This is a genomic window from Dyella sp. GSA-30, from assembly GCF_027924605.1.
Classification (GTDB): Bacteria; Pseudomonadota; Gammaproteobacteria; order Xanthomonadales; family Rhodanobacteraceae; genus GSA-30.
This window is the reverse complement of record NZ_AP027042.1, coordinates 3672548-3698340: the sequence shown is the minus strand read 5'-3', so window position 1 is coordinate 3698340 and position 25793 is coordinate 3672548. Positions and strand designations below refer to the sequence as shown.

At 60.8% G+C, this 25793-nt stretch carries 22 protein-coding genes; 15 read left to right on the top strand and 7 right to left on the bottom strand.

Translation table 11 applies throughout. From position 1 onward, the window contains the following. Positions 1 to 44 precede the first annotated feature (44 nt). The 3 genes from QMG46_RS15880 to QMG46_RS15870 all read left to right on the top strand — a co-directional run bounded on the left by QMG46_RS15880 (position 45) and on the right by QMG46_RS15870 (position 2993). Positions 45 to 1679, top strand: a complete 1635-nt coding sequence (locus tag QMG46_RS15880; protein WP_281848813.1) for an NAD(P)/FAD-dependent oxidoreductase — start codon at positions 45 to 47, stop codon at positions 1677 to 1679. A gap of 194 nt (positions 1680 to 1873) precedes the next feature. After that, positions 1874 to 2455: a hypothetical protein gene (locus QMG46_RS15875; RefSeq protein ID WP_281848811.1), complete on the top strand. Its 582-nt coding sequence runs from the start codon at positions 1874 to 1876 to the stop codon at positions 2453 to 2455. A 91-nt stretch (positions 2456 to 2546) separates the two neighbouring features. Then, positions 2547 to 2993 carry a hypothetical protein gene (locus QMG46_RS15870; protein ID WP_281848810.1) on the top strand — a complete coding sequence of 149 codons (447 nt, stop codon included), beginning with the start codon at positions 2547 to 2549 and terminating at the stop codon, positions 2991 to 2993. A gap of 16 nt (positions 2994 to 3009) precedes the next feature. Here QMG46_RS15870 and QMG46_RS15865 read toward each other — a convergent pair whose 3' ends face one another. Next, positions 3010 to 3456: an HIT family protein gene (locus QMG46_RS15865; RefSeq protein ID WP_281848809.1), complete on the bottom strand. Its 447-nt coding sequence runs from the start codon at positions 3454 to 3456 to the stop codon at positions 3010 to 3012. 295 nt (positions 3457 to 3751) lie between these two features. Here QMG46_RS15865 and QMG46_RS15860 point away from each other — a divergent pair, with 295 nt between their 5' ends. The 4 genes from QMG46_RS15860 to QMG46_RS15845 all read left to right on the top strand — a co-directional run bounded on the left by QMG46_RS15860 (position 3752) and on the right by QMG46_RS15845 (position 7659). Then, positions 3752 to 4594, top strand: a complete 843-nt coding sequence (locus tag QMG46_RS15860) for an SAM-dependent methyltransferase (RefSeq protein ID WP_281848808.1) — start codon at positions 3752 to 3754, stop codon at positions 4592 to 4594. Between the two features lie 195 nt (positions 4595 to 4789). After that, on the top strand, positions 4790 to 5089 hold the full coding sequence (locus tag QMG46_RS15855; protein ID WP_281848807.1) for a hypothetical protein: 300 nt from the start codon (positions 4790 to 4792) through the stop codon (positions 5087 to 5089). Positions 5090 to 5146: 57 nt separating this feature from the next. Continuing rightward, positions 5147 to 6922 carry a tetratricopeptide repeat-containing diguanylate cyclase gene (locus QMG46_RS15850; protein WP_281848805.1) on the top strand — a complete coding sequence of 592 codons (1776 nt, stop codon included), beginning with the start codon at positions 5147 to 5149 and terminating at the stop codon, positions 6920 to 6922. Between the two features lie 230 nt (positions 6923 to 7152). Next, positions 7153 to 7659 (top strand): hypothetical protein, encoded by a 507-nt coding sequence (locus tag QMG46_RS15845; protein WP_281848804.1) that lies wholly within the window; start codon positions 7153 to 7155, stop codon positions 7657 to 7659. An 18-nt stretch (positions 7660 to 7677) separates the two neighbouring features. On the opposite strand, the gene QMG46_RS15840 is transcribed toward QMG46_RS15845, so the two are convergent. Continuing rightward, the gene (locus QMG46_RS15840) at positions 7678 to 9144 is read right to left on the bottom strand and encodes an MFS transporter (protein ID WP_281848803.1); all 1467 of its coding nucleotides are present in this window, start codon (positions 9142 to 9144) and stop codon (positions 7678 to 7680) included. A 300-nt stretch (positions 9145 to 9444) separates the two neighbouring features. On the opposite strand from QMG46_RS15840, the gene QMG46_RS15835 reads away from it, so the two are divergent. The 6 genes from QMG46_RS15835 to QMG46_RS15810 all read left to right on the top strand — a co-directional run bounded on the left by QMG46_RS15835 (position 9445) and on the right by QMG46_RS15810 (position 19208). Further along, a complete protein-coding gene (locus tag QMG46_RS15835) occupies positions 9445 to 10458 on the top strand; it encodes a LacI family DNA-binding transcriptional regulator (protein ID WP_281848802.1) in 1014 nt (337 codons plus the stop codon). A gap of 193 nt (positions 10459 to 10651) precedes the next feature. Further along, entirely contained in the window at positions 10652 to 13147 is a 2496-nt protein-coding gene (locus QMG46_RS15830) for a glycoside hydrolase family 3 protein (RefSeq protein WP_281848801.1), read from the top strand. Continuing rightward, positions 13144 to 13368, top strand: a complete 225-nt coding sequence (locus QMG46_RS15825) for a hypothetical protein (RefSeq protein WP_281848800.1) — start codon at positions 13144 to 13146, stop codon at positions 13366 to 13368. Before QMG46_RS15830 ends, QMG46_RS15825 begins: the two co-directional genes overlap by 4 nt. Positions 13369 to 13482: 114 nt before the next feature. Then, on the top strand, positions 13483 to 15912 hold the full coding sequence (locus QMG46_RS15820; protein WP_281848799.1) for a TonB-dependent receptor: 2430 nt from the start codon (positions 13483 to 13485) through the stop codon (positions 15910 to 15912). A gap of 170 nt (positions 15913 to 16082) precedes the next feature. Beyond that, entirely contained in the window at positions 16083 to 17675 is a 1593-nt protein-coding gene (locus QMG46_RS15815; protein WP_281848797.1) for a tryptophan halogenase family protein, read from the top strand. A 165-nt stretch (positions 17676 to 17840) separates the two neighbouring features. After that, on the top strand, positions 17841 to 19208 hold the full coding sequence (locus tag QMG46_RS15810) for a S41 family peptidase (protein WP_281848796.1): 1368 nt from the start codon (positions 17841 to 17843) through the stop codon (positions 19206 to 19208). 63 nt (positions 19209 to 19271) lie between these two features. Here QMG46_RS15810 and QMG46_RS15805 read toward each other — a convergent pair whose 3' ends face one another. Beyond that, positions 19272 to 20042, bottom strand: coding sequence for an alpha/beta fold hydrolase (locus QMG46_RS15805; protein WP_281848795.1), 771 nt, complete (start codon positions 20040 to 20042; stop codon positions 19272 to 19274). 116 nt (positions 20043 to 20158) lie between these two features. Here QMG46_RS15805 and QMG46_RS15800 point away from each other — a divergent pair, with 116 nt between their 5' ends. Beyond that, positions 20159 to 21112, top strand: coding sequence for an AraC family transcriptional regulator (locus QMG46_RS15800; RefSeq protein ID WP_281848794.1), 954 nt, complete (start codon positions 20159 to 20161; stop codon positions 21110 to 21112). A 244-nt stretch (positions 21113 to 21356) separates the two neighbouring features. On the opposite strand, the gene QMG46_RS15795 is transcribed toward QMG46_RS15800, so the two are convergent. From QMG46_RS15795 to QMG46_RS15780, 4 genes are all read right to left on the bottom strand, one after another. Beyond that, complete coding sequence (locus QMG46_RS15795) at positions 21357 to 21869, bottom strand: DUF302 domain-containing protein (RefSeq protein ID WP_281848793.1); 513 nt, start codon at positions 21867 to 21869, stop codon at positions 21357 to 21359. Positions 21870 to 21954: 85 nt separating this feature from the next. Next, positions 21955 to 22746: an alpha/beta fold hydrolase gene (locus QMG46_RS15790; protein ID WP_281848792.1), complete on the bottom strand. Its 792-nt coding sequence runs from the start codon at positions 22744 to 22746 to the stop codon at positions 21955 to 21957. 254 nt (positions 22747 to 23000) lie between these two features. Next, complete coding sequence (locus tag QMG46_RS15785; RefSeq protein ID WP_281848791.1) at positions 23001 to 23906, bottom strand: MBL fold metallo-hydrolase; 906 nt, start codon at positions 23904 to 23906, stop codon at positions 23001 to 23003. Positions 23907 to 23991: 85 nt separating this feature from the next. Next, positions 23992 to 24867 carry a LysR family transcriptional regulator gene (locus tag QMG46_RS15780; RefSeq protein WP_281848790.1) on the bottom strand — a complete coding sequence of 292 codons (876 nt, stop codon included), beginning with the start codon at positions 24865 to 24867 and terminating at the stop codon, positions 23992 to 23994. A gap of 125 nt (positions 24868 to 24992) precedes the next feature. Here QMG46_RS15780 and QMG46_RS15775 point away from each other — a divergent pair, with 125 nt between their 5' ends. Beyond that, the gene (locus tag QMG46_RS15775; protein ID WP_281848789.1) at positions 24993 to 25757 is read left to right on the top strand and encodes a TetR/AcrR family transcriptional regulator; all 765 of its coding nucleotides are present in this window, start codon (positions 24993 to 24995) and stop codon (positions 25755 to 25757) included. Positions 25758 to 25793: the final 36 nt, after the last annotated feature.

The window sequence follows — 25793 nt, the reverse complement described above, 5'->3', positions numbered from 1 at the left end:
GACATGCGAAAATACTCGGCCACACCGTCTGGCCGACCTCTCGCATGATCCGACTCACCGACATCAAGCTCCCGCTCGATCACGCCGAAGGTGCCGTCGAGGCAGCCATCCGCGCCAAGCTGGGGTTGGGCAAAAGCGGTGTGCTGGGCTTCTCGGTGTTCCGCCGCGGCTACGACGCGCGCAAGCGCGGCAACATCCAGCTGATCTATACGCTGGACGTGGAAGTGGCGGACGAAGCTGGCCTGCTCAAGCGGCACGCCGATGACAAGCACGTGCAGCCCTCTCCGGACACCAGCTATCGATTCGTGGCGCAAGCGCCGGCCGACCTCAAACAGCGCCCCATCGTGATCGGCCTTGGACCGTGCGGCCTGTTCGCTGGCCTGTTGCTCGCGCAGATGGGTTACCGGCCGATCATTCTCGACCGCGGCAAGGCGGTGCGCGAGCGCACCGTCGACACCTGGGGCCTGTGGCGCAAGCGCAAGCTGGAACCCGAGTCGAACGTGCAGTTCGGCGAAGGTGGCGCAGGCACGTTCTCCGACGGCAAGCTGCATAGCCAGATCTCCGATCCGCACCATCATGGCCGCAAGGTGCTCACCGAGTTCGTGAAAGCCGGCGCGCCGGAGGAAATCCTCTACGTCAGCAAGCCGCACATCGGCACCTTTCGATTGGTGACGATGGTGGAAAACATGCGCGAGACCATCCAGGCGCTGGGGGGCGAGATTCGCTTCACCCAACGCGTTGACGACGTGTTGGTCGACACCGCCACCGATGGTTCACGCCAGATCCGCGGCGTGGTGCTGGCCAGCGGCGAACAGCTGCTGAGCGATCATGTCGTCCTCGCCGTCGGGCATAGCGCGCGCGACACGTTCTTCATGCTGCACGACCGCGGTGTGTACATGGAGGCGAAACCGTTCTCCATCGGTTTTCGCGTGGAGCATCCGCAGTCGATCATCGACCAGGCGCGTTTTGGTTCGCAGGCGGGGCATGCCTTGCTCGGCGCTGCCGATTACAAGCTGGTGCACCATTGCAAGAATGGTCGCTCGGTCTACAGCTTTTGCATGTGCCCGGGTGGCACCGTGGTCGCTGCAGCATCCGAGCCGGAGCGCGTAGTGACCAACGGCATGAGCCAGTATTCGCGCAACGAACGCAACGCGAATGCGGCCATCGTGGTGGGTATCGAGCCGAAGGACTTTGCCGCTTTCGACGACAGCGGCAGCCCGCTGGCCGGCATCGCTTTGCAGCGCGCCCTTGAATCACGCGCGTATGAACTGGGCGGTCGCGATTACAGCGCGCCGGGCCAACTGGTGGGCGATTTCATCAAAGGCAGGGCTTCCTCCGAATTGGGCAGCGTGCAGCCTTCGTACAAGCCTGGCGTGCATTTGACCGATCTCGCGCCGGCCCTGCCGGAGTACGCCATCGACGCCATCCGCGAAGCCCTCCCGGCATTCGATCGCCAGATCAAGGGCTTCGCCATGCACGACGCATTGCTCACCGGCGTAGAGACCCGCACCTCATCGCCGGTGCGCATCCGCCGCAACGACGATTACCAGAGCCTCAACACACACGGCTTGTTTCCCGCCGGCGAGGGCGCCGGTTACGCAGGCGGCATCCTTTCCGCCGCGGTCGATGGCATTCGTGTGGCCGAAGCGGTAGCGCGCAGTATCAATGGCGCCGATTGATTTCAAACCAGCTGTATCGGCATGACGAAGCGCACTTGCCCGCGCTTGCCAAGCTCCTTATCGTGAAATTTGAGCGCACCTGGATTGCCCGCGTTACGCCACTAAGTCCAAGCTGCCAGCGGGGCGTCAAACTTTCGGATAGTTCCCACCGCTTCGACGTTGGGAAGCGCTACCTTTACTACTGAGGGCACGCCATGGACCTTTTATCGCTTCGCAAGTTGACGATGTTTTGCGCCCTGGCGCTCGCCGGGGTGCCGCTGCAGTCTGCCGCCGCGCAAAGCGCTCCGGCATCCTCTCAAACCGCCACGAGCGGGACAGAAATCCCGGCCGCACGCCCCGCGGACGTGGCGTCGATGAGCGCCATCATCGACGCCGTCTACGACGTGATTTCGGGCCCCAAAGGGCAGAACCGCGACTGGAATCGCATGCGCTCGCTATTTGTGCCGGGCGCACGCTTGATTTCCGCGCATACCGGCGAGGATGGCCTCACCACGGCACATGTGATGAGCGTGGAGGATTACATCCGATTGGGCGCCCCTTTGCTGAAAAAGGACGGCTTCTTCGAACGCGAGGCACACCGCGCCGAAGACCGTTACGGCAACATCGCCCAGGTGTTCAGCACGTACGAATCGCGCCATACGAAAGATGCCGAGCCATTCCAGCGTGGTATCAACAGCTTTCAATTGTTGTTCGACGGTCACCGCTGGTGGGTAGTGACGATCTATTGGCAAGGCGAGCGCCCCGGTCTGCCAATCCCAAAGCAATACGGCGGTTGATGGGACTCGGAGCTGTCGGGACGGAGGCAATTAGATCCTCTTAACCATCCCCTGGCCCCGAAGTTTGTGATTGGCTTTCAAGGAAGATGTCATGGGCTACGAAATTCATATCACCCGCAAGAAGGAGTGGCTCGACAACGACGGGCCAAATATCTCCTTAGAGGATTGGAAGGCCTACCTATCTTCTGACCCTGACATGCGTCTAGACGGCTATGCGGAAGCAACCTCCGGAAATGGAGACGTTCTTCGAGTCGAACACGAAGGGCTTGCTGTCTGGATCGCTTACTCTGGACACGGCGTCAACGGCAACATGGCATGGCTTTACCCTGGATCAGCCGGAATAATTGCCAAGAACCCAGATGAAGAAATCCGCCAGAAGATGTTTGAGATTGCCCAAGCACTTGGCGCGCGCGTCCTTGGAGATGATGGCGAGGAGTACGGGGCGGATGGTGAGCTGGTAGTGCAAGAAGACGCCGCTCAAGCGGATGCTGCGGCCAAAACCAAAGCCCCAAAACGCCCTTGGTGGAAAATTTTCTGACATCAGACGGTATGCGCTACCGCAACGCAGTCCGGAGACTGGCCGCCAACTCAATACGCTCCTCAGTGGTGTATGGCACTTTCTGCCCCCCATACAGTCCGTCGTTTGGGTAACGAGGAAATACATGAAGATGGTAGTGCCACACATCCTGGTTGCCGGCTGGGCCGTTGTGTTGGCGCGTGGAGATTCCCTCACACCCGAAAGCATTCCGCATAGCCTGTGCCAGTCGGCGCGTTGCACGAAAGAAGTCGCTGCCAAGGTTGTCCGGGATGTCCAGCACGTTCTCATAGTGGCCCCGAGGCACCACCAGGCAATTGCCTTTTATTCCAGCGTAGTGGTGCGTCGGAACCAAAGCGAACACGTTGGCATCCACCAGGACAACGGCTGATTCTGGAGCAGGCGAGGGAAGCGTTTCAGCAATGCCGCAGAAGGGACACTCGTATCCGGGTGGAGCATTCTTCATAAAACCTGACTGCGAATAGACCCCATAGTGGGCCGTGCTCCGAATTCTGTGGCGTGCTTTGGCTACCCGTCAACGGGAATACAGGCCGGGCGATCGGGTTTGTTTTTTTCTTGCATGCCGTTGCATAAGCAAATAAATCTGGCCCTTAACTCGCGGCGGACCGTAAAGAGTGATGAAAAACCAGGCAGCTGCGACGCGAGCCCGCGAAACTGTATATTTGCCACTTGCCAACGCCGAAAAGGAGTTTCGGCGCGCGGATGCTGGCGCTATTCCTTAAATTTCCTGGATATCTACTATGACATCTGTATTACCGACCAAGCCCGCAGACGCGGAGCCACGCGGCAGCATCGTGTGCGTGGGGTTGGGCATGACCCTGGGGTCGCATCTCTCGCCGTTGGCGCGCAGCCATATCCAGGGGGCGGAGGTGGTGTTCGCGGCACTTTCCGACGCTATTGTCGAGCTGTGGCTGGAGCACATGCACCCCGACGTGCGCAGCCTGCAGCCGTATTACGGCGACGGCAAGAATGGCAAGTCGCGCGCAGTCACCTATCGCGAATGGGTCGAGGTGATGATGGCCGAGGTACGGGCGGGCAAACGGGTCTGTGCCGTGTTCTACGGCCATCCCGGCATCTTTGCCTGGTCGCCGCATGAAGTGATCAGGCTGGCTCGCACGGAAGGTTTCCGGGCCCATATGGAGCCTGGCATCTCCGCCGAGGACTGCCTGTATGCGGACCTCGGCATCGACCCGGGACGCCTTGGCTGCCAGCATTACGAGGCCAGCCAGTTGCTGTTCTACGAGACACCTATCAACCCTGGCGCCTGTCTGGTGCTGTGGCAGGTGGGCCTGGTCGGCGACCGCTCGATGGCGCGTTTTTCCACCGGACCCGAGTACCGGCAGGTGCTGGTGGACGTGCTAAGCCGGGATTACCCGCTAGACCACGAGGTCATCATTTACCGCGGAGCCACGTTGCCGGTCGAGCAGCCGCGTATTCGCCACGTGGCCTTGCGGGATCTGCCAGCAACGGAGGTGGGCAGCGACGAAACCGTCGTTCTGCGCCCGGCTGCGCCGCTGCGCGCCAATCATGCAGTACGCGAGCGGCTGGCCGTGCTGGATCGGGGCACAGAGTCGCCGGCCTAGGGCCAGCAGGGCCGCCCGGAGTCATCGTGTGGCTTGCCGATCGGTGGTAGGCTGCATAGTGGCGTTGGGGGCGCCGAGCTGCGATGAAATTCGGAGCTGTGCGCCTGTCTGCATACAGCGTGATCACCCTGGAGAGGCATTCCATCGTGTCCCGCAGGGTGAACGATTCATCCACAAAAGAAGCAGGGGGTAAACATGTCCAAGACGATCGAGCTGCTGGAACTTATCGGGCAGGATGCGTCGTTGCGTCACGCATCTCAGGAAGACCTGGCGCAGGCGCTTGATGCACTGAATGCCAGTGAGGGGCTTAAAGTGGCCGCGGCATCTGGCGACAAGAGTCGTCTCGAGGAGGAGCTTGGAAACAATCGTCCGCCGGTGCGCGTCAACCACAATACCGGAGGGTGCGAGCCCGACGAAGACGATACGCAAAACGAGCCACGGCGCGAGGGCGGCGAAGCGGATGAAACGCATCAGCCTCCGGAGCGCAAGTCATGACCGGCTAGTTATTCGATGGCCCGTCGAGTGTTGTCTTGTCTGGCAGGCGCCGCCGCAATGGCGGTGTTCCTGCTGTGCACGGCAAAGGCAAGCGGCGCATCGACAGATGCCGCGCCGGTCGCGGCATGGTTCACCCAGGCTGATGATGCGTGGCCAGATGATACTTTCCGTTTCCGACACATTCTGGCGCAGCTTCATCAGCGCGAAGATCAGTTGAGCGCCACACAGCGCTGGCATTTGCGACTGCTTGATACACGTCTGCCCGTGTCCGACGGTGACTATGCGAAAGTCGAGCCGACCCTCCACGACATCATCGATCACTCAGGCGATCAGTCCCTCTCCGTTCGCGCCACGGCGGCGTTGATCCGAGGCAAGTTCTTCAGCCGGGACTATGTGAGTGCCTATGCGCTGGCCAACACCTTGATGGCCGAGCTGCCCAAGAGCGTTGATCCGCAGGCTCGCCTGGAAGGCATGGATGAAGTCATCCGTATGTTGAACCAGGAAGCTGTGGGGCAATACGACCTTGCGCTGGACTATGCCCGGCAGATGAAGGGGTTGCTTCCTTCGGATAAAGGCCAGTGTCACGCCAGGTCATTTGAAACGCAGTCCCTGCTCTATGCGGGTAAATTGTCCTCGACCCATCCTGCCTTTCAGGCTGCGGTCAACGCATGCCTTGCAGCGGGGGAGCTGCGTCAAGCTGTTGCGGTGCGCCTGGATCTGGCCAGCGCCATGATTGACGAAGGCCATGCCGATCAAGCCATCGCCTTGTTACGCAGCATCGCCCCCGAGATTCAGGCTACCGGGTACACACCCTATCTGGCCTCGTTGCCTGTCACCGAGGCGCAGGCTTACCTCAGCCTCGGCGACGGGGCCAATGCACGAAAGTTCGCCCTGGACAGCATTGCCATCACAGGACCGGACAGTCCGCTGTGGACACTGCGGGCCGCCTATGAGGTGCTCTATAAGGCGGAAAAGAAAGAGGGCCACGATACCGCCGCGCTCAACTATTACGAGAAGTACGACGCCCAGAAAACCGCCGCCTTGGACAACGCCCGGGCCATCGCCTTGGCCTACCAGACGGTCAGGCAGCAGGTGCTGTCCGAGAAGATGAAGCTGGATGCGCTGAGCAAGGAGAACAGGATCCTGCAGCTTAGCCAGGCTCTGGCGAGCCAGGCACATAAAAGCAGCGAGTTGTTCAATGCGCTGCTGCTGACGGTGATCGCCTTTTTCGTTCTGGCGCTGCTGTGGCTGTGGCGTTCCTGGCGACGTTTCCGCTGGATGGCGCGGCACGACGGCTTGACCGGGGCGTACAACCGCGAACACTTTTTCGTCGAAGCGGGGCGCACGCTGCGGCGGCTGCACAAGGCAGGGACCGACGCCTGTCTGGTTGTGCTGGACCTGGATCATTTCAAGCGGATCAACGACACGCACGGACATGCCGCCGGCGACCAGGTATTACGTTCTGCCGCGACGATCATAGGCGACGAATTGCGTTCCACCGATCTGCTCGGTCGCCTCGGCGGCGAGGAGTTCGGCATCCTGATGACTGGCTGTTCGTGCAACCAGGGATTGGAGGTGGCCAATCGCATCCGCCATACCTTGGCCACTACGCCGGTGACGCTGGATTCTCAGGTCACCGTCACGGTGACTGCCAGTCTGGGGCTCGCCTGCGCCAGCAGTTCGAGCTATATGCTGCGCGTGTTGCTGGTTGATGCCGACGCGGCGCTTTACCGGGCGAAAGAGGGCGGTCGCAACCAGGTCGTGGCGGACACTCGTGCGGAGGCGCCTGCGGTCGTTGTCTCGGGCGATGGTCAGCTTACTCTTAACGCCTGATACGAGTTGACTCGAGAGAGAGCTTGATTGGTAGGCGAAGTGCGTAGAAAGCCTTTGGGCCTCGGCTCTACACGATTGTATAAAGCGCGGTTGACGGATATGAAGAGAGAAGAACGCATTAGACAATCTGATATCCGTGTCAGGAGCGGGCTCAGATTGGTGGGATTCCTTGTGGTGCTGTGTGTGGTTCTGTTTGTATTTAAGTTCTACCCGGCGGCTAAGGTGCTTACGTGCATCTCTGCATTTTTCTCTGTGGTGACGGCTATAGAATATTGGAACGCTTGGCGGTTGAAGAAAAGCCACTGAATTGGTTCTGTATCGGCGCGGCATCAATATCAAAGCTGAGCATTTATAGAATGACATCATCACCACAGATTTGGATTAAGACGGATTTCTTTGACATAGAGCCCGGGGAGGATGAAGCGACCAATCCAGGTCGATTCGGGAAATCAATGGCGAACTGGCTGGCCTGGAAATTTTCAGAAGGCGAGGTCTTCCAGGGTGCCAAAGTGCTGGGTGAAGACTGGGGTTGGTGCGTCATGCTCCAGCGAAAGCCATTTCCGCTATGGGTTGGCTGTGGCAACCGCTTCGATACCACCGATGAGTGGGGAGCTTTTGTGACCGCAGAGCCGAATTTGCTATACAAGATTCGGCATGGCGCTGACGTAAAACGGATGGTTGATGGGGCGTTCCAAATGCTTGGTGGGTATCTGCGCCAGCTGTCAGATGGTGATTAGTGACGCAAACGTGCCTGGTCAGGCGCCTTCGGGCTCGGCTACACGCAGAGTGCAAAGTCCCGCCGCGAGCAGACTCGCGCCACCGAGGCCCAACGCCCAGATGGGCTGGTTGTGAAAACACAGGCGCAGCAATAGGCCGAGCACACTGGCAGCAAGCAATTGCGGGATCACGATAAAGAAATTGAAGATGCCCATGTAGACGCCCATCTTCGCCGTGGGCAGGCTGTCGGAAAGCAGCGCATAAGGCAGTGACAGAATCGAAGCCCACGCAAAGCCGACGCCTACCATCGACGCGAGCAGCCAGTGCGGATCGCGGATGTAGAGGAACGACAGCAGGCCGGCTCCGCCAAGGCACAAGTTCATGACGTGACTGATGCGCAGGCCCCATCGGCGCACCATCAGCGGGATAACCACCGCGGCCAGCGCGCCAAACCCGTTGTACGCGGCAAACAACACGCCGACCCAGTTGGCGCCTTCGTTGTAGGCGGATGAGCCGGTATCGGTGGTGGCGTAAATCGTCTGCGTCACGCCGGCGGTGGTATATATCCACATCGCGAACAACGCGAACCAGGAGAACAGCTGCACGCCGGCCAGGCGACGCATCGAGATGGGCATGCCATAGAGATCACCCATCACGTCGCGTAGCATTCCGTGGCTACGGGTGTGGCTCAGCCATGTGAGTAGCAGGCCGAACGCGATCAGGCCGCTGGCCAGCAGGTAAACCTCTTTTTCCAGTGAGAAGTACCTGATCGCGAACAATACCGCCATGCCGACCAGCAGCAGTAGCAAACCCGGTTGCCACGCGCGCGACACGTCCGCCGCCGGTCCATCGGGCACGTTGTCGTTGAACGATTGCAGCTGTGCAGGCGGGTATTCACGCGTGGTTACGATGGTCCAAAGCACCGCGCCCAGCAGTACTGCGCCGCCGCCATAGAACGCGTACTTCACCGTATCGGGGATGCCCCCGTTCGCCGCTACGTTGGCCACGCCGAACCGGGCCAAGACCCATGGGAGCATCGAGGCGATCACGGCACCGGCACCGATGAAGAAACTCTGCATCGCATAACCGGCGGGTCGCTGTTGGGTGGGCAGTTGATCGCCGACCAGCGCGCGGAATGGCTCCATCGACACGTTGATCGACGCGTCCAGAATCCACAGCAGGCCGGCAGCCATCCACAACGCTGGTACATTCGGCATCCATAGGAGCGCCAGCGAGGCGAACACCGCGCCGAACAGAAAGTACGGCCGCCGCCGGCCCAGGCGGTTCCAAGTGCGGTCGGAGTAGTGGCCAATGATCGGTTGCACGATCAACCCCGTCAGCGGCGCAGCGATCCATAGAGCCGGGATGTCGTTTACGTCCGCACCCAGTGTCTGAAAGATCCGGCTGACGTTCGCGTTCTGCAATGCAAAGCCGAAGTGGAGGCCAAGAAAGCCGAAGCACATGTTCCATATCTGCCAGAACGACAGTGCGGATTTCTGTGTCATCGGAGCCTACCCTTTGTCATAGGTGGCGCCGTATCGCGCGCAGCGTGGGGTCCGCGCGGTGGTCGAATTCGTCATGGATGCCTCCCTCCAGCAGCAGTTATGTCATGGCGTAACGCATCCCGCATGCTGCGACCGCAGCATCGACACCTTTTGTTGCCAGGGACGGGCTTGCATGGTACGCAAGGCCGCCGCACGGTAACCGGCGCCTGCGCAAGTATTCACCGCAACGCCGATCGTCCTTGTAAAGCGGAGGGCTCTGGCGGCATAGTCAATCGACAGTGTGATGACAGCGGAGAATCCATGCGGGTACGCCTCGAAGATGTGGCGCGCGCAGCGGGCGTATCGCCCAAGACGGTGTCGCGCGTGCTCAATGACGAGGCCAACGTGACCGACGCCACGCGTCAGCGCGTGCGCGCAGCCATGGAGGCGATGGACTATCGCCCGCATCCGTCGGCGCGCAGCCTGGCGGGCAATCGCTCGTTCCTGGTGGCGATGCTGTACGACAACAACGACAACCCGGCCTCGACCTATCTGGCCGAGATCCAGGATGGTGTGCTCGAGGCCTGCGATGCGCATCGCTACAGCATGATGGTACGGCCGCTGCGCATGCGTGACCGCGATTTCATCCGCCGCTTCGATGCGCTGATTTCCGATCACCACCCCGACGGCGTCGTGCTGACGCCACCGATCACCGACTATGCGCCGCTGCTGAAACGCCTGCGCGAGCGCGATGTGCCTTACGCCAGCGTGTCGCCGCTACGGCACGGCAAAACCATCGGTGTAACGATGGACGAGCAGCGGGCTGCGCGGGCGATCATGGAGCACCTGCTGGAGCTGGGCCATCGGCGGATCGCTCATGTGATCGGCATTGCCGACCATGGCGCCAGCCGCTGGCGACTGGCCGGTTATCGCGACGCCATGGCTGCAGCGGTTATCCCCGAGGATCCAGCGCTGGTAGTGCAGGGCGCTTTTACTTTCGGCTCTGGCGTGGAAGCGGCGCGGCAACTGTTTTCGCTGGCCAAGCGTCCGACGGCGGTGTTCGCTGCCAACGACGACATGGCCACCGGCGTCATGTGGGCGGCGGGCGAGTACGGTTTGAAGGTGCCGCATGATCTGTCGGTCTGCGGCTTCGACGATACGCCGCTGTCGCGACAGCTGTGGCCGGCGCTCACCACCGTCCAGCAGCCTAGTCGTGAGATGGGCAAGCTTGCGGCCGAACAACTGCTAAGCGTATTGCGCGGCCATGGCCCCGGCCGACTGGTGCAGGTGCCTTTCTCCCTGCAGATCCGCGGCTCCACGGCCGCCGTACCTTAAGGTCTCCCGCTCGGCTGAATCGTCCCGGGTCATGTTGCAGAGCAAATTGACAGCGCTGTCATTCCTGCCACCATGCGGCTCGACGCGTACCGCCGGTACGCCACCCTAGGGCTTTGCCGTGCCATTGCTGCAGTCATTGAGCTCGTTCCCGCGAAGCGTTTCCATAAGCCTGCCGTTAGTCGGCGCACTGCTGATGGCCGTCCCTGCCATGGCCGGCGACGCGACCGTCGTTCACCCCGAACAGTGGCCCAAAGGCGGCTCGCCGCTGCCGGCTGACCCGGCGATCGAGTCACGGGTGCAGGCTTTGCTGAAGAAGATGTCGGTGGCGGACAAGGTCGGCCAGATGATCCAGGCCGACATCAAGTACGTGACGCCGGACGATGTACGCGAGTACCACCTGGGCTCGATTCTGGCCGGCGGCAATTCCAAGCCGCCCGGACAGCCATACCCCGTGGCATCGCAGTGGCAGGCGCTATCCGACGCGTTTTACCGCGCGTCGATGGATACCTCGAAGGGTGGCTTGGCGATCCCGGTGCTGTTTGGCATCGATGCCGTGCATGGCCATAACAACCTCGTCGGCAGCACACTGTTCCCGCAGAACTCCGCATTGGGTGCTACGCGCGATCCGCAGCTGATCCACGATATTGGCGAGGCCACCGCGCAAGAACTGCGTGCCAGCGGTATCAGCTGGACGTTCGCGCCCACGCTCACCGTGCCGCAAGATGTGCGCTGGGGTCGCTCCTACGAAGGTTATTCGCAGAATCCGGCGCTGGTAGCGCAATACGCCGCCGCCATGATCGGCGGTCTGGAGGGCAAGCCGGGTACAGCGCAGTTCCTGGACGCCGAGCATGTGATCGCTACCGCCAAGCATTTCGTCGGCGACGGGGGCACCCACGACGGCAAGGACCAGGGCGACGCCCAGATCAGCGAGGCGACGCTGCGCGACGTGCACGCAGCCGGCTATCCGCCTGCGATCAAGGCCGGCGTGCAGGTGGTAATGGTCTCGTTCTCCAGTTGGAACGGGGTGAAGATGGCCGGCAACAAGGCACTGATCACCGGTGTGCTGAAAGAGCACATGGGTTTCGACGGGATCGTGTTGGGCGACTGGAACGCGCATGGCCAGGTGCCTGGCTGCACCAGCGAGGATTGCGCAGCGGCGTACAACGCCGGGTTGGATATGCTCGAAGCGCCCGATTCCTGGAAAGGTCTGTACAAGAACACGTTGGCCGAGGTGAAGGCCGGAGTGATTCCGATGAGTCGCGTCGACGATGCGGTGATGCGCATCCTGCGGGTAAAGATGCGCTTGGGCATGTTCGAGACCGGGGCGCCATCGACCAACCCGCTGGTGGCCCGGTCGGCGCAGGTGATCGGAAGTCCTACGCATCGTGCGCTGGCGCGTCGAGCAGTACGTGAGTCGCTGGTGCTGCTGAAGAACAGCCAGGGCGTGCTGCCGATCGATCCGCGCAAGCATGTTCTGGTTGCCGGTAACGGTGCCGACAACATCTCCAAGCAGAACGGCGGCTGGACACTGACCTGGCAGGGCACGGGCCTGACCAATGCAAATTTCCCCGGAGCCACCTCCATCTGGGCCGGCCTCCAGGCGCAGGTGCAGGCAGCTGGCGGCAGCGCCGAGCTGTCGGTGGAAGGCGACTACAAGCAGAAACCCGATGTGGCCATCGTCGTGTTCGGCGAAGATCCCTACGCCGAATTCCAGGGAGACCTGCCGAACCTGGCCTACCGGCCGGGCAACGATCACGATCTTGACCTGCTTCGGCGGCTCCGCGGGCAGGGCGTGCCCGTAGTTGCGGTATTCCTGACTGGACGGCCGCTATGGATGAATCGCGAGATCAACGCCGCTGATGCCTTTGTGGTGGCGTGGCTCCCGGGTAGCGAAGGCGAGGGTATTGCCGACGTGCTGCTGCGTACCCGTGACGGTCGTATAGCGTATGACTTTCACGGCAAGCTGGCGTATGCGTGGCCGCTCAGCGCAGCACAAGTACCCGTCGCCGCAGTCGCACGAGGCGAGCATCTGCAGTTTCCCTACGGCTTCGGCCTGACCTATGCCGATCGTGGCACTACCGCTCCTTTGTCCGAGGATGCAGGGATCGCATTAAATGCCGCACAGGCCGGCGTCTACTTCACTCGCGGCAAACCGGCACAAGGTTTCGTGGTGCGCCTGACCGGCGCAAACGGCGCAGCGATGAATGTCGACGCCGTACCGGCCGCCACGCCAGACGGTAGCCTGCGCATCAGCGCGCTCGACTACAAGGCACAGGAAGACGCGCGCAGCCTGAGCTGGTCTGGCACCGGCGCCGCAGGTGTCGAGCTGGTGGCGCCAACGCCACTCGATGTGGAACGCGAAACCAACGGCGATGTGTTGCTGGTAACCACGTTGAGGATCGACACAGTGTCGCCAGGGAGTGCTGCGATGATCGGTGTCGGCTGTGGTGTCGGTTGTGGTGCTCAGGTACCGGTGGGGCGACAGCTCGCTGAGCTGCCTCAGGGGCAGTGGCTGCGTCTGGGCATTCCGTTGAAATGTTTCCGTGACGCCGGCGCCAGCATGGGCAGGTTGGACCGGCCCTTCGAATGGTCCAGTCATTCCGGCGATCGGATCGCTGTGTCCGAGGTGTCGCTCGGCACGGTAGCGGACCGGACGCTGACATGCGCGACGCAGGGGGACAAGCCATGAATGTCGAGTCGCTACCCGTAATGGTTATGTTGCTGATGTTGGCCGGTTTCGCGATATCGACGGGATCGTTGCGCCAGCGCGGCTTGGCCATCGGTTACGCCTTAACAGCTGGCTCGCGTCTCCGTGAGATTGGGCGCCAGGGCGTCTATTTGCTTTGTCTCGATCACTTGCTGCCATGCGGCAAGCATTCATTGGGGTGGCGCTTTATTATCCCGAAATGACAGCGCTGTCATTTCGGGATAAATGACGTGCCGGTTGGGGAGTTGGGAAACCTTTGTCATGGCCGTTTGTGCGGCAGACAACACTGATCCGAACGATTTAGAGGGGAGAGCCAGATGAATCTGCATCACAAGCTGTTGTATGTCGCCATGTCACTCGTGCTTGCACCGGGTACGTTGCTTGCAGCCGATCAGGACGCGACAGCGCAAAACCCGTCATCCCAGAATCCGGCAGGCGCCGACAAGAAAGTAAAGAATCTGGATGCCATCTCGGTTAGCGCAACCAAGCGCGAGACGCCGCTTCAGAAAACGCCGGTGGCAGTTACGGCGATCTCGGCGGACACGCTCGATAAGGAGCGCGTGATGACCGTGCAGGACCTGACCAAACTGGTACCAGGTCTGCAAGGTACGTCGGAGGGCGATCATGGTGTGGTGACGCTGACCATGCGCGGTATCGGCAACGACAGCGCCAAGACCGAGTACGCCGATCCCGAAGTCGCGACCTTCGTCGACGGCGTGTATGCGCCTCGCGCCGAGGCCGCATCGGGCCTGTTGCTGGACATGGATGGTGTCGAAACGCTGCGCGGTCCGCAGGGCACGCTTTGGGGTCGCAACTCCACCGCCGGCGCCATCAGCTTCCAGACGGCCAAACCGGAAATCGGCGCGGGCTTCTACGGCAATGCGCAGGTTGAAGCGGGCAACTACAACCTGATCGGCGCACGCGCCGCGTTCAACCTGCCCATCAGCAACACCTTCGCCATGCGCGTTGCCGTGGTGCACGAACAACACGATGGCTACGTCGATTACCAGAATCCGTCGAGCGAACTGCCCACCGTGGCGCAACAGCAGCAGGCGTATCTCGCTTCCGGCGGTACGCTGGCCAACTTCAAGCCGATCGATCCCAGTCAGTACGTGCAGGGTGGCAACAAGTACAACGCGCAGGATCAGTCCGCCGCGCGCGTCAGTGCGCTGTGGCAGCCCAGCGATGCGTTCAAGTGGAACCTGTCGTACGAGTACTTCGCCGATCGCGGCACGCCCAGCCTCAGCCTGATGCAGACGCCGCGACAGGGGCAGGATTTCTGGTCCGCGCTGATCGACACCGCACCGTACCTGGACCGTACGTCCAAGACGGTGCGCAGCCGCATCGACTGGAACATCAACGATGGCATGCAGCTCAGCTATATCGCCGGCTACAACCGTTACTCCGGCAAGAGCGACTTCGACCAGGACGTCGGCGTCAGCGTACCCACCAGCTTCACCACCAATGGCGTCTATCAGGACGACCGCACCAACTATTCCAACTACGAAAGCTGGAGCCAGGAAGTGGACCTGAAGTCCAGCGGGCAGCAGACCGTGGACTGGATCGTCGGCGCGTACTACGCCTACGAAGACAACAACATCCGCTTCGACATCCCCATCATGAACGGTACGCGCTACGGCACCGTGAACTGGCAGGGTTCCTTTATCCAGCCGAAGGAAACGGTGGAGTCGTACGCGTTGTTCGGTCAGGCCACCTGGCATCTCAGCGATCACTGGCGCCTCACGGGTGGCGCGCGCTGGTCGCATGACGACAAGGAGAACAAGGGCGGCATCAACTGGGGTTGGGACTACGACCCGACTGTTCCGCAGGTGCCGATCTCTCCGGGCGTGTATCCGGATCCGTCGAACGGCTTCAGCATCTCGCAGCGGAACACCGCCAAGTACAGCAAGAGCAAGCCGACCTGGCTGCTGCGCCTGGATACCGACGTTGGCGAAAACGGCATGGTCTACGCCAGCGTGTCCACCGGCTACAAGTCGGGTGGCACGCAGGACGCGGGCACGCTGTACAAGCCCGAGACGCTGACCAACTATGAAATCGGCAGCAAGTTCTCCTTCCTCGATGGCCACATGACGTGGAACTCGGCCATCTATTACGAAGACTTCAAGAACTTCCAGCTCTCCGCGCCCATCGTCTATCCGGACGGCAACCACGGCCTGGGCTTCTCCAACGTGGGCGGCAGCACCAAGGTGCTCGGCATCGAATCGGAGCTGGCCTATCAGCAGAAGGACGATCGCCTCAACCTGATCTTCTCGGCCATTCCGAAGAAGGAACTCGGCAAGCTGATCTACGCCGGTTCCAACGACTACCAGGGCCTGCCGGCATGCCCGCCGCAGTCCAACCTTGCCAATTGCATGAACGTTACCGGCAACGATCTGCCGCATGCGCCGAACGTGTCGCTCACCGGCATCTACGAGCACGACTTTCACCTTTCCAACGGTGGACGCCTCACGCCGCGCATCAGCGTGCAGTACCAGAGCACGCAGTGGCTGAGTTACTTCAACCTGGATTCGGGTGACCAGCAGAAGGCGTACACGCGCGGCGACCTGTCGCTGCGTTACACCGAGCCGGGCGACAAGTGGTGGGTCAACGCATACGTGCAGAACGTGTCCGATGACAAGATCCGCACCAGTGCCGGCCGTTTCCTGATGTCCGATGGCTCGCTGCAGTACGTGTCGCAGTATCTCGCCCCGCGTACTTATGGCGTTCAACTCGGCGTGTGGTTCTGAGGTGATGCACGGCGGCCGCCATGACGCACGTGCCGCCTGAGGTTTGCCGTTCTGCCGGCGACGCTCTGGGTGGGCGCCGCCGATCCTCCCTTTGAACGGCTCTTTGCCGGGTCCGCGTGGGGCGGGGCCGGCAATTCTTTCTTTCATCATGCAGTACCGGCGGGGACACCATGGCGCGTCTGAAGAAGGTATTGATCGTGGGTGGCGGCACCGCCGGTTGGCTGGCGGCGTGCTATCTGGCCAAAGCGGTCAACGCGGTCGATCCCCGGAGCGTGCAGGTGCATCTGGTGGAATCGCCAGATATCGGCCTGCTTGGTGTGGGCGAAGCCACGTTTCCCTCCATTCGCGGCACGCTGTCGGCCATCGGCCTCGACGAGCGCCGCTTTCTGGTCGGCGCCACCGCAACGTATAAACAGGGCATCCACTATCGCCACTGGGTACGGCCGCAAGGAACGCCCGGAGCGGATCACTTCTTTCATCCATTCAATGCACCCAGTCAGCGTCCGGGTGGCCCGGAGCTGTTGCCGTACTGGCTGCTCGGCGCCGCACCGGAGGGCATGCCGTTCGCGGATGCTGTGTCGATGCAGAGCACACTGGCCGATCACTCGCGCGCGCCCAAGCGTGCAAGAGATGCCGACTATCAGGGGCCGATGAATCACGCCTTCCACTTCGATGCCGCCTGCTTCGCGCGCCTGCTTGCCGAGCACGGCCAGCAGGCGCTCGGCGTGGTTCGGCATGTGGCGACGGTGGAGCGCACGGAGCTGGACGAACACGGCGCCATCGCGCGTGTGGTGACGAAGGAGGCGGGCGAACTCACCGCCGATCTCTACGTGGACTGCACCGGGCTGCGCGGCATGCTGATCGGCAACGTGATGCAATCACCCTTCCGCAGCCGTGCGGACGTGCTGTTCGCCGATCGCGCGGTGGCCATGCAGGTGCCGTACGAAACACCCAATACACCGATCCCGTCGTACACCATCTCCACCGCCCAGGAGGCCGGCTGGATCTGGGACATCGGTTTGCAGAAGCGGCGTGGTACCGGCTATGTGTATTCATCGCGGCACACCACCGACGATCGTGCCGAAGAAGTCTTCCGGCGTTATCTGGGCCGTGCCGGCGAAGGCCTGAAGGCCATGCACATCAAGTTCGAGACGGGATATCGCCCCGAGCACTGGCGCAAGAACTGCGTGGCGGTGGGACTGGCCGGCGGCTTCGTCGAGCCGTTGGAATCCACCGGCATCGCGCTGATCGAGCTGGCGACCTACCTGCTCACGCATCTGTTGCCCAGCGACACCGACGCCATGGAAAGTACGGCGCGTCATTTCAACGAGATGATGGTTGCACGCTACGACCGCATCATCGACTTCATCAAGATGCACTACTGCCTGAGCCAGCGCCGTGATTCGCAGTTCTGGATCGACAACGCCGACGTCGCCAGCATCCCGCAAACCCTGCAAGAGAAGCTCGCGAAGTGGACGCAGCGCCCACCACATCGATTGGATTTCGTTGGCGACCTGGAAATGTTCATGACCGCCAGCTGGCAGTACATTCTGTACGGCATGGAGTTCCGGACCGATCTTGAATCCATGCGCAGCGCCTATCCGCACATGGAAGCGGCGCGCCAGGAGTTCGCGATGATCCAGCAGGCGGCTACTCGTGCACTCCACGACCTGCCAGATCATCGTGCGCTGGTCGAACAGCTGTGCCACGAACATATGCAGCGCATCCGGCCAGAGGGGGACAGGGCTGCATCTGCCAGATGAGTTCGTCAATCACTCTTAGTCGAGGTTCGCGTGACTTGCGGCACTACTGGCTTATCAGGCTCCCGATGCAAGCTATCTCTGCTGCTGAGCGTCATGGGCTGGACAAACGGGTGATCAGTGCGCGCAATCCTTCGACGAGTGGTTCTCGTTCTCGCAAGCGTGGCCTTGGCCCTCATTGTGATATGGGGCGGATTGATCCTTGCATTCCACTTCAATTTCCATCGCGCAGCGCCAAGCGCTAGCTATTCGACGCCGACATCGCCACTTGAGGCCCAGCAGCAAGATGTCGACTATTTCGCCAAAGTGATAGCGCGCGATCGTGCTTTTTCGCCGGACGAACGCAAAACGGCGGAAGCACGTATCGCCGCTCTCCGAGCGCTGCCGAATGCGCTGCCGTCACCCATGTTGCACGTAGCGCTGATGCAAGTGATGGCGCTGGCCGACAATGGTCATTCTCGGATGGATGCAACGACCGATCAGGGCACGCTGATCGTTCCGCTAAGAGTGACGCGCTTTGCGGAAGGTTTCTACGTCACTCGGGCGGCGGCAGCCTATCGCGAGATGCTTGGCGGGCGCGTGGTAAGCATCGACGGGCATCCGATCGATCAGATATTGCTTCAGCTGGACACGCTTCGCGGCGGCGTAGAGGGTTTTCGTCGGGAAAACGACACAAGATATATCGTCGTACAGGGCTTGCTCTACGGTTTGGGCATTGCTACCGACGCCAAGGCTTCGACCTGGATTGTCGTACTGTCCGATGGTCGAACGGTGACGCGTCGGCTAGATGCTTACTCGATGCAAAGAGGCGACAGCATTCCTTCGAGCGGACGTTGGTTGTCGCCCGAACCGAGCAAGGGCGTCGAGCAAGACTGGAGCGCTTACCATCCCCAATCCGCCGAACTGCCGGAAACATGGCTGGATTTTGAGAATCCTTTCCGGATATTTCCGGCCACGGGTAGCTGCGCCAAGGTGGTGCGGCTGCAGAGTATCGGAGACGTCGGAAGCTATCGCATTGCGCCATTTCTCGCCGCAACGGAAGCAACGCTTCGCGCAAACCCGCCTTGCGCCGTGATCCTCGACTTGCGCGGCGATGATGGTGGCGATTACACCAACGTCTGGCACTTCACGCACATGCTGCCGAACTTGCTCGCGCCAGGCGGTCGCCTATTCGTACTCACCAATTCGCAGACTTTTTCCGCCGCCATCACAACTGCCGCGTTCGTCAAAGACGCTGGCGGCGACCGGGTCACCATCATTGGTGAACCAGTGGGCGACCGTTTGTCCTTTTTTTCTGAAGGCAACAAAGCCTGCTTGCCGAATCTAATGGTGTGCGTCTATCCGCAAACGGCGAAACACGACTACCAATACCCTTGCGAAAACTGGCGCGAATGTTTTTGGCTCAACTGGTTTTATCCAGTCAGGGTGACGAGCCTGCAGCCGGATATTGTCGTACCGCTCAGGTTTGAAGACTGGAACACGGGCCATGACGCAGCCTACGAGACTGCACGCCGGCTAGCAGATGCTTCGAAGTAAAACTCGCGGCGGGAAACCCTTTGAGCGTAATCCCGCCGCGGTATTCCATCGAATGCGCAAGCTTCAGGCCGCAACGTTCTCGATCGCCTGCACCATGCCTTCGATGTTCGTCAGAAAGGGCAGGTGACCGGTCTGGAGCGAGACGACCTTTCGCACCGGAGTGCGCGAGATCATCTGGGCCTGGAAAGCGGGACTGATGACCTGATCCACTTGAGTGGACACATAGATCTTGTCGACCTGGCCAAACCGTTCGGCAGTCACGCGGACGGGGGTAACCAGCGGTGCTGCCGGTTCGTCAAGGATGAGATCAGGCAGTTTTGCCTTCAGCGGAGCGGGGCCGTCATTGGCAAAGAGTTCCGCGCGTGCCGCGTATTCCACCACGGCCATCCCGCGCTCTTTATCAATCGTCAGATGCTGGCCGATCTTGGCGTCATGGTCCTGTTGGGCCAGCAACAGCAGAGAATCACCATCCTGCGGCAGATAGGCGGCGGTAAACACCAGAGTCTTGATCTTCTCTGGTACCTGTTCGGCCGCGGCAGCGATAACGATGCCGGCAAAGCTGTGGCCCACCAGAATCGCTGGGCCCGAAACATTGTTCAAAGCCTGGACAACCGTATCGCGATACAGGTCGAGACTGACCTGGTCGGCGGCCATGGGCGAGCCCGGACGGCCGGGCAGGTCGACAGTGACGACAGGGTGACCTGCAGCGCGAAGGTTTCCGGCGACGTAGCCCCAGACCTGGCCATCGGAGAAGGCGCCGTGCACCAGAATGACGGCCGGCTTTTCTGCAATGTTGCCGTTGTTGTTCGTTTCAACTGAATTTGCGTGGCTCATGACGATTATCCTCTCTTTAGTGTGAGTAAGCGGCTCAATGCCGTGAGAAAATAGTAGTCAGAGCACCGACGATGAGATATATCATGGCCTCCCGTTTACATGATGGATCGTCCGACATGACCGCCGATTTCGGAATGTCCGCAGCGCGTACCGATGTGCTTTCGCAGGTGCTCACCCTGATCAGGCTGCGCGGGGACCTCGTCTACACGACGCGTCTGAGCCAGCCCTGGGGATTGCGCTTTCCGGCGGGACCCGCGCATTTTTGTTTCGTGGAGGTTGGCGGAGCCTGGGTGACACCCACCGGGCATCCGCCTCTGTGGATCAACGCCGGCGATCTGGTGCTTTTGCCGCTCGGGAAAGGTCACACCATTACGGATGCGGCGGGCTCGCCGATCGATAACGTTGACGCCATTGCTCCCGATCACTTCGATCGCGACAAGCTCATTCTCCGCCATGGCGGGGAGGGGCCGACAAGCCAATTGGTTTGTGGCTTTTTCAGTTTCGAGGGCAGCCCGCTGCCTGCGGTCATGTCGGCGCTTCCTGCCTTGATCCACATCCCGAAGGGAGATGCAGGTGCGCCGGCATGGCTTGCGGCTATCTCGCACTTTCTCGTCGACGAAGCGCAGCGGCCCGATCCAGGATCGTCGCTGATGATCTCCCGGCTGATCGATCTGCTCGTTATCCGAACACTGCGCAGTTGGGCGGCCAGCGAAGCGAACCGCGTAGGATGGCTTGGGGGGCTGGCCGAGGAACGGATCGGACGTGCGCTCGCAGCGATGCACGCAGACCCGTTCAAACGGTGGACGGTCGAGATGCTTGCCTCCGTAGCGGCGATGTCGCGTTCGATCTTTGCCGAACGCTTTACCGCAGCCGTCGGCGAGCCGCCGCTGCGTTACCTTTCCCGGTGGCGCCTGACCATCGCTGCGGACATGCTTCGCAGTGGCGGGCTCAAGGTGACAGAGGCGGCGTACAAAACAGGCTACGCCTCCGATGCTGCCTTTAGCCGGGCGTTTAAGAGCCACTTCGGATACGCGCCCAGCGAGGCGAAGATTCAGACGACTGCAGTTTGACCGTGCATCAGCCCGGCAGTATTTTTGCTCAAACGCTTTCCGATTTCGGCGGATCTCAAAAAAAACCTCTCCTAACTCGTCATTCCGGCGCAGGCCGGAACCCAGTGGCATCAGTTTTCAGTTTTCGCGATAGAGCAGACGCTTGCAGACTTTCGCGATAACCGAATGCAGAGCCACTAGATTCCGGCCTGCGCCGGAATGACGAGACATAAAAACTGAGGTTATTCGAGGCTCGCTTAGTTGCTTAGGAACGGGTAGCGCTAGCAATGAGAGCGTCGAATTTGGCATCCAGCAGCGTCGCCATGGCAAGGAGTGGCGGATTCTCCTCGATCACCATCAGCGAAGAGGGACGCACGTACGTCACCATCGTACCCTGACCGTCCTCGGCTTCCGTGACCAGAATCTCGACGGGCGCGAAAAGACCAGCGGTGATGTCATGCCGAATCATCGTGACGGCGATCACCGGGTTGCCAAGAATCCAACGAACCGTGCGCCGCTGGATCTGGAATTTAGATAGCCAGCCGCCGTGATCGATCTCGGCAAATAGCATGAACCCGCTTTCTCCTTCGAACCGCTCTTGCACGGTACGGACGAATTCCGCTTCAGAGATGTCCGTTTGCGCCAGAGCCACGATCTCCGACGTGCTGACGCGTCCCATCAGGGAACGAAGGCGGTTCAGTACCTCGTCAAAACCGGTCGAGGTGGTAACTTCGATACGCACGCCATTGAAAGGCTTGTGTTCAATATTGTGAGACATGAGCGACTCCTGCGAGATCTGCAAAATGAGTGCACGTACGGGGCGATGCGTTTACCGCCCCGTACGCGCGAGTGGATCGACGGTATCAACGGGTGGCGGCGGCTTCGATATCCGCGGCCAGCTCATCGGGTGCCGTCAGGAACGGCGTGTGGCCGGTCTGCACGGTGAACTCGCGGCGCACCGGTGTGCTGGCGACCATCTGCGCCTGGAAGGACGGGCTGATCACCTGGTCATTGGCGGTATGGATATAGACCTTGTCGACCTTGCCGAACTTGCCAGCCGTGACGTGCACAGGCGTGGCCAACGGGGCGAGCGGCTCGTCCAGGATCAAGTCGGGGATTGCTTTGCGCAGGCCTTCGGGAGCGCCGTTGGCGAACAGATCCGCGCGCGCCGAGTACTCGATCGAGGCGATGCCCTGTTCCTTCTTGATCTGCAGGTGGGGACCAATCTTGGCATCGGCGTCTTTATTCGCCATCGACACCAGCGAGTCGCCATCGTGCGGCAAGTAGGCAGCCGTGAACACGAGCGTCTTGACCTTCGCCGGCGCCTTTTCAGCCGCGTCGGCGATCACGATACCGCCAAAGCTGTGGCCCACGACCACCGCGGGACGGTTGAGCTTCGTCAGCGCACCGACGACAGTGTCGCCATACAGGCTCAGGCTGACTTTGTCCGGTGCGGCGGGATTCCCCGGGCGGCCCGGCAGATTGACCTCTACGACCTTATAACCGTCGGCTTGAAGCTTGGCGGTCACATGGCCCCAGACCGAGGCATTTTCGAATGCGCCGTGGACCAGCACGATCGGCGGCTTTTCGGCGGCCATGGCGTTGGTGCCGAAGGCGAGAGCGGAGGAGATGAGAGCGGCGAGAACGAGTTTCATGAGAGAGATTCCTGTAGTGAAGTTCGAGTCGGTTAGGTCGGTGTGTTGCGGTGGACATAGGTTAGGGTTTTAAAAAAACCGAGCCATACCGGAATCTCCGGAATACATGATGAGTCGTCCGACGCGCGCAAAGCCCGGTCGGGAGAAGGGTAAGAAGCGATAAAACACTAGCAATCCGTACGTAACTTGAGGCTCACGGGGCGAGCGGGCAGCGCGCTAGGTGGCAGGGAACGTTGCCGCATCACCGGCAAGGATTAGCCCACGGGATGCCATACGTATCCCCGTGCGCTCTTGTGAATATGTCCGAGCCCGGGGAACGGCGCGTGAGCTGCGCCTACGATGTCTCCCCGGCGACAGGCCTCTGCCAGAAAGGCTTGCCTTGTCGCTTTCGCCTGCATCGGCTCGCTGTCGTAACAGACGGTCACCTCGGGCTCGGCAAGTTGTACGGCGGCCACGTGGAAAAGGTCGCCGCAGAACACGATATCCCGTTCGCCTGTTTGCAGACGGTATCCGGTATGGCCACGGGTGTGGCCTGGCAGCCATTCTGGCGTGAGACATCCGTACCAGGAGGTCTCCGAGCCGAACCAGCGACAGCGTCCGTCAGCGACATAAGGCGCCAGCATCCGGTGAGCATGGTCGAACGTCGCCCGCACGCTGGGGTCGACAATATCGCGATCGGATGCTTCCAGCCAGAACGCTGCCTCCTCATGCGGCACATAGACGACAGCGCGCGGAAATACCGCCTCGCCATGCCGGGTCAGGCCGCCGATGTGGTCGGCATGAAGATGCGTCACCAGCAAGATATCGACGTCGGCTGGTTGATGGCCCGCCGATATCAGGCTCGCTCCCAGTCGGCCCAACGTTGCATCCTGAAGCTCGCCCGCGCCGGTATCGATGAGAATGCGGTGCTGGCCATCCTCAATCAGAAACGCGTTGACATGACTGGGCACGACATTGCCCAGACGAGCTTCCATCAAGAGCTTGTCGAGTGGTGACTCGCCACTGCGCAATATGTCTTGGGCATATAGCGGGAAGTGACCGTCACACAATGCCGTGATTGTCATCCTTCCGATATGGAAGCGATGAAAGCCTGCCTCGGCGGATGCCGGGGGGCTTTCAGGAACGGGGGGCAGAGACACGGACAGGCTGTCGTCGCACATCGTCAAGGCTCAGAAGCAAAGGGAGCTCTAGCCTGGCGGTTACAGGCTCAGGTGCACACTGACATGAACGTTCGTCACCCCTTCACTATTGTTCGGGCTCCGCATCATCGGCGTTACCGAGCAGACGTTTAGCGATATCCGCGATTGCCCGGATCCTGTCCATGCCACGCATGTCCTCGTGGTAGCCCATCCAGATGTGCCGGGAGGGCGGCGCTTCGCCCAGATCAATGTGCATCAGTCCGATCGTCGCGTCGCCAACCACACGGGGCAGCACGGCCAACCCCATGCCTTGCTGACACAACCGTGCTTGCAAGGCGCGGTGATTGGCAATGACGGCCGGGTGTGCATTCGGCAAGATATCTCGGAGCCATTCAACTTCCGGATAGCTATGCGTTGCCGTATCCATGAGTAACAGGCGCGACTCCTTACCATCGCCGCGAATGGGGAGCGCCGAACCATCCCTGGCATACAGACCGTAGGCGACACGCAGGAGCCGACATTGGACTACGCCTGGCTCCTCGAAGGGCACCACCCGGAACACCACGTCCGCCTCTCGGCGCGAAAGATCGTATCGCCGGGAACTGACCATGAGCTCTGGCAGCACGCCAGGGTAATCGCGTAGTAGCGTTTCAATGACAGGTGGCAAGACGTAGGTTGCAAACCAGTCTGCCGAGGAGATGCGTAACGGCCCCGCAGGTCTGCTGTCTTCGCCAGCCAATCGACGCTGGATGGTCAGTGCGGATATCTCCATCTCTTCCGCGAGCTGAAACACCGTGGATCCGGCTTCGGTAAGGAGTACCCCGTTGTTGTGCCGCTGGAAAAGCGGCTGACCCACGTCCTGTTCCAACGCACGCATCCGCCGACCGACAGTAGGATGGCTAAGATCCATGGCACGAGCAGCGGCCCCTAGCGAGCCCCGGCGGGCGACGGCAAGAAAGATACGAAGATCGCTCCATTCCACGTCGAGATTCCTTTGGACCGGGCAACGGCTGTGCGTGAGTGCAGGGCAGTCTGCCGGCTACGGCAATGACGAGCAACACGCTTGGGGCCACTTGCATATCCCCTAGTCGAATCTGGGAACGACAGTTGACGATCGACGCGGACCTCCCTAACGTGCCGTTGGGTTTACCGGAAATCGCCATGGCCGCCAACACTCGGCAGCGCATCCTCGCTGCCACGGAAGATCTGCTTCGTACGCGCGGTGTTGCCCGCCTGACGACCAAGGACATCGCCAAAGCAGCCGGGTTGGCGGAAGGCACGCTGTTTAATCATTTTGCCCGTAAAGACGATCTGGTCCTGGCGGTTATCCTGGAGCGAGCACCCAAGTTTCTGCTCACTATTCCTGAAGCGGGCACAAAGACCGTTGAGCGGAATCTTGTTGAGATTGCCGGTGGCGTGATCACGTTCTACGACGATGTGCTTCCGGTCATTCTTTCGGTGTTTGCCGATGCCGAGCTTCTGGCGCGCCATCATGAAGCCGTGGACCTGCGCAAAGGAGGGCCTCAGCACATGATTCGTGCCATTGCTCACTATCTTGAGAACGAGCAGGCACTTGGGCGAATCAATGCAGCAATAGATCCTTCACTCGCAGCATTTGCGCTGATGGCGCCATGTTTCCAATGGGTGTTCTCCACGCGGTCTACCGGGATGTCGATCTTTCCGGACATGTCCGCCAAAGCATTTGCACAACGCCTGGTCGCCGGCCAGATCGCAGGGCTTGGTGTGAATCACGATCGCGCCACTCCGACGATGTCCAGGAAAGTTGCCGGCCCATCGGGCAAAAATACTGCTGTCAAAACGAAAACGGCCAAGGCGGCAGAAAAAACGAAAGCATCCCGCACAAAACGTTAACCGCTGCTTTTCCGCTATACGGACGCGCCCGCGAAG

What these genes read in the sequence shown, in the direction of transcription:
- QMG46_RS15835 (WP_281848802.1), top strand. Translation starts at nt 9,445, where the DNA reads ATGCGGGTACGCCTCGAAGATGTGGCGCGCGCAGCGGGCGTATCGCCC.
- QMG46_RS15840 (WP_281848803.1), bottom strand. Translation starts at nt 9,144, where the DNA reads ATGACACAGAAATCCGCACTGTCGTTCTGGCAGATATGGAACATGTGC.
- QMG46_RS15805 (WP_281848795.1), bottom strand. Translation starts at nt 20,042, where the DNA reads ATGAGCCACGCAAATTCAGTTGAAACGAACAACAACGGCAACATTGCA.
- QMG46_RS15860 (WP_281848808.1), top strand. Translation starts at nt 3,752, where the DNA reads ATGACATCTGTATTACCGACCAAGCCCGCAGACGCGGAGCCACGCGGC.
- QMG46_RS15855 (WP_281848807.1), top strand. Translation starts at nt 4,790, where the DNA reads ATGTCCAAGACGATCGAGCTGCTGGAACTTATCGGGCAGGATGCGTCG.
- QMG46_RS15785 (WP_281848791.1), bottom strand. Translation starts at nt 23,906, where the DNA reads ATGTGCGACGACAGCCTGTCCGTGTCTCTGCCCCCCGTTCCTGAAAGC.
- QMG46_RS15865 (WP_281848809.1), bottom strand. Translation starts at nt 3,456, where the DNA reads ATGAAGAATGCTCCACCCGGATACGAGTGTCCCTTCTGCGGCATTGCT.
- QMG46_RS15875 (WP_281848811.1), top strand. Translation starts at nt 1,874, where the DNA reads ATGGACCTTTTATCGCTTCGCAAGTTGACGATGTTTTGCGCCCTGGCG.
- QMG46_RS15825 (WP_281848800.1), top strand. Translation starts at nt 13,144, where the DNA reads ATGAATGTCGAGTCGCTACCCGTAATGGTTATGTTGCTGATGTTGGCC.
- QMG46_RS15870 (WP_281848810.1), top strand. Translation starts at nt 2,547, where the DNA reads ATGGGCTACGAAATTCATATCACCCGCAAGAAGGAGTGGCTCGACAAC.
- QMG46_RS15820 (WP_281848799.1), top strand. Translation starts at nt 13,483, where the DNA reads ATGAATCTGCATCACAAGCTGTTGTATGTCGCCATGTCACTCGTGCTT.
- QMG46_RS15850 (WP_281848805.1), top strand. Translation starts at nt 5,147, where the DNA reads ATGGCGGTGTTCCTGCTGTGCACGGCAAAGGCAAGCGGCGCATCGACA.
- QMG46_RS15880 (WP_281848813.1), top strand. Translation starts at nt 45, where the DNA reads ATGATCCGACTCACCGACATCAAGCTCCCGCTCGATCACGCCGAAGGT.
- QMG46_RS15800 (WP_281848794.1), top strand. Translation starts at nt 20,159, where the DNA reads ATGACCGCCGATTTCGGAATGTCCGCAGCGCGTACCGATGTGCTTTCG.
- QMG46_RS15830 (WP_281848801.1), top strand. Translation starts at nt 10,652, where the DNA reads ATGGCCGTCCCTGCCATGGCCGGCGACGCGACCGTCGTTCACCCCGAA.
- QMG46_RS15815 (WP_281848797.1), top strand. Translation starts at nt 16,083, where the DNA reads ATGGCGCGTCTGAAGAAGGTATTGATCGTGGGTGGCGGCACCGCCGGT.
- QMG46_RS15795 (WP_281848793.1), bottom strand. Translation starts at nt 21,869, where the DNA reads ATGTCTCACAATATTGAACACAAGCCTTTCAATGGCGTGCGTATCGAA.
- QMG46_RS15790 (WP_281848792.1), bottom strand. Translation starts at nt 22,746, where the DNA reads ATGAAACTCGTTCTCGCCGCTCTCATCTCCTCCGCTCTCGCCTTCGGC.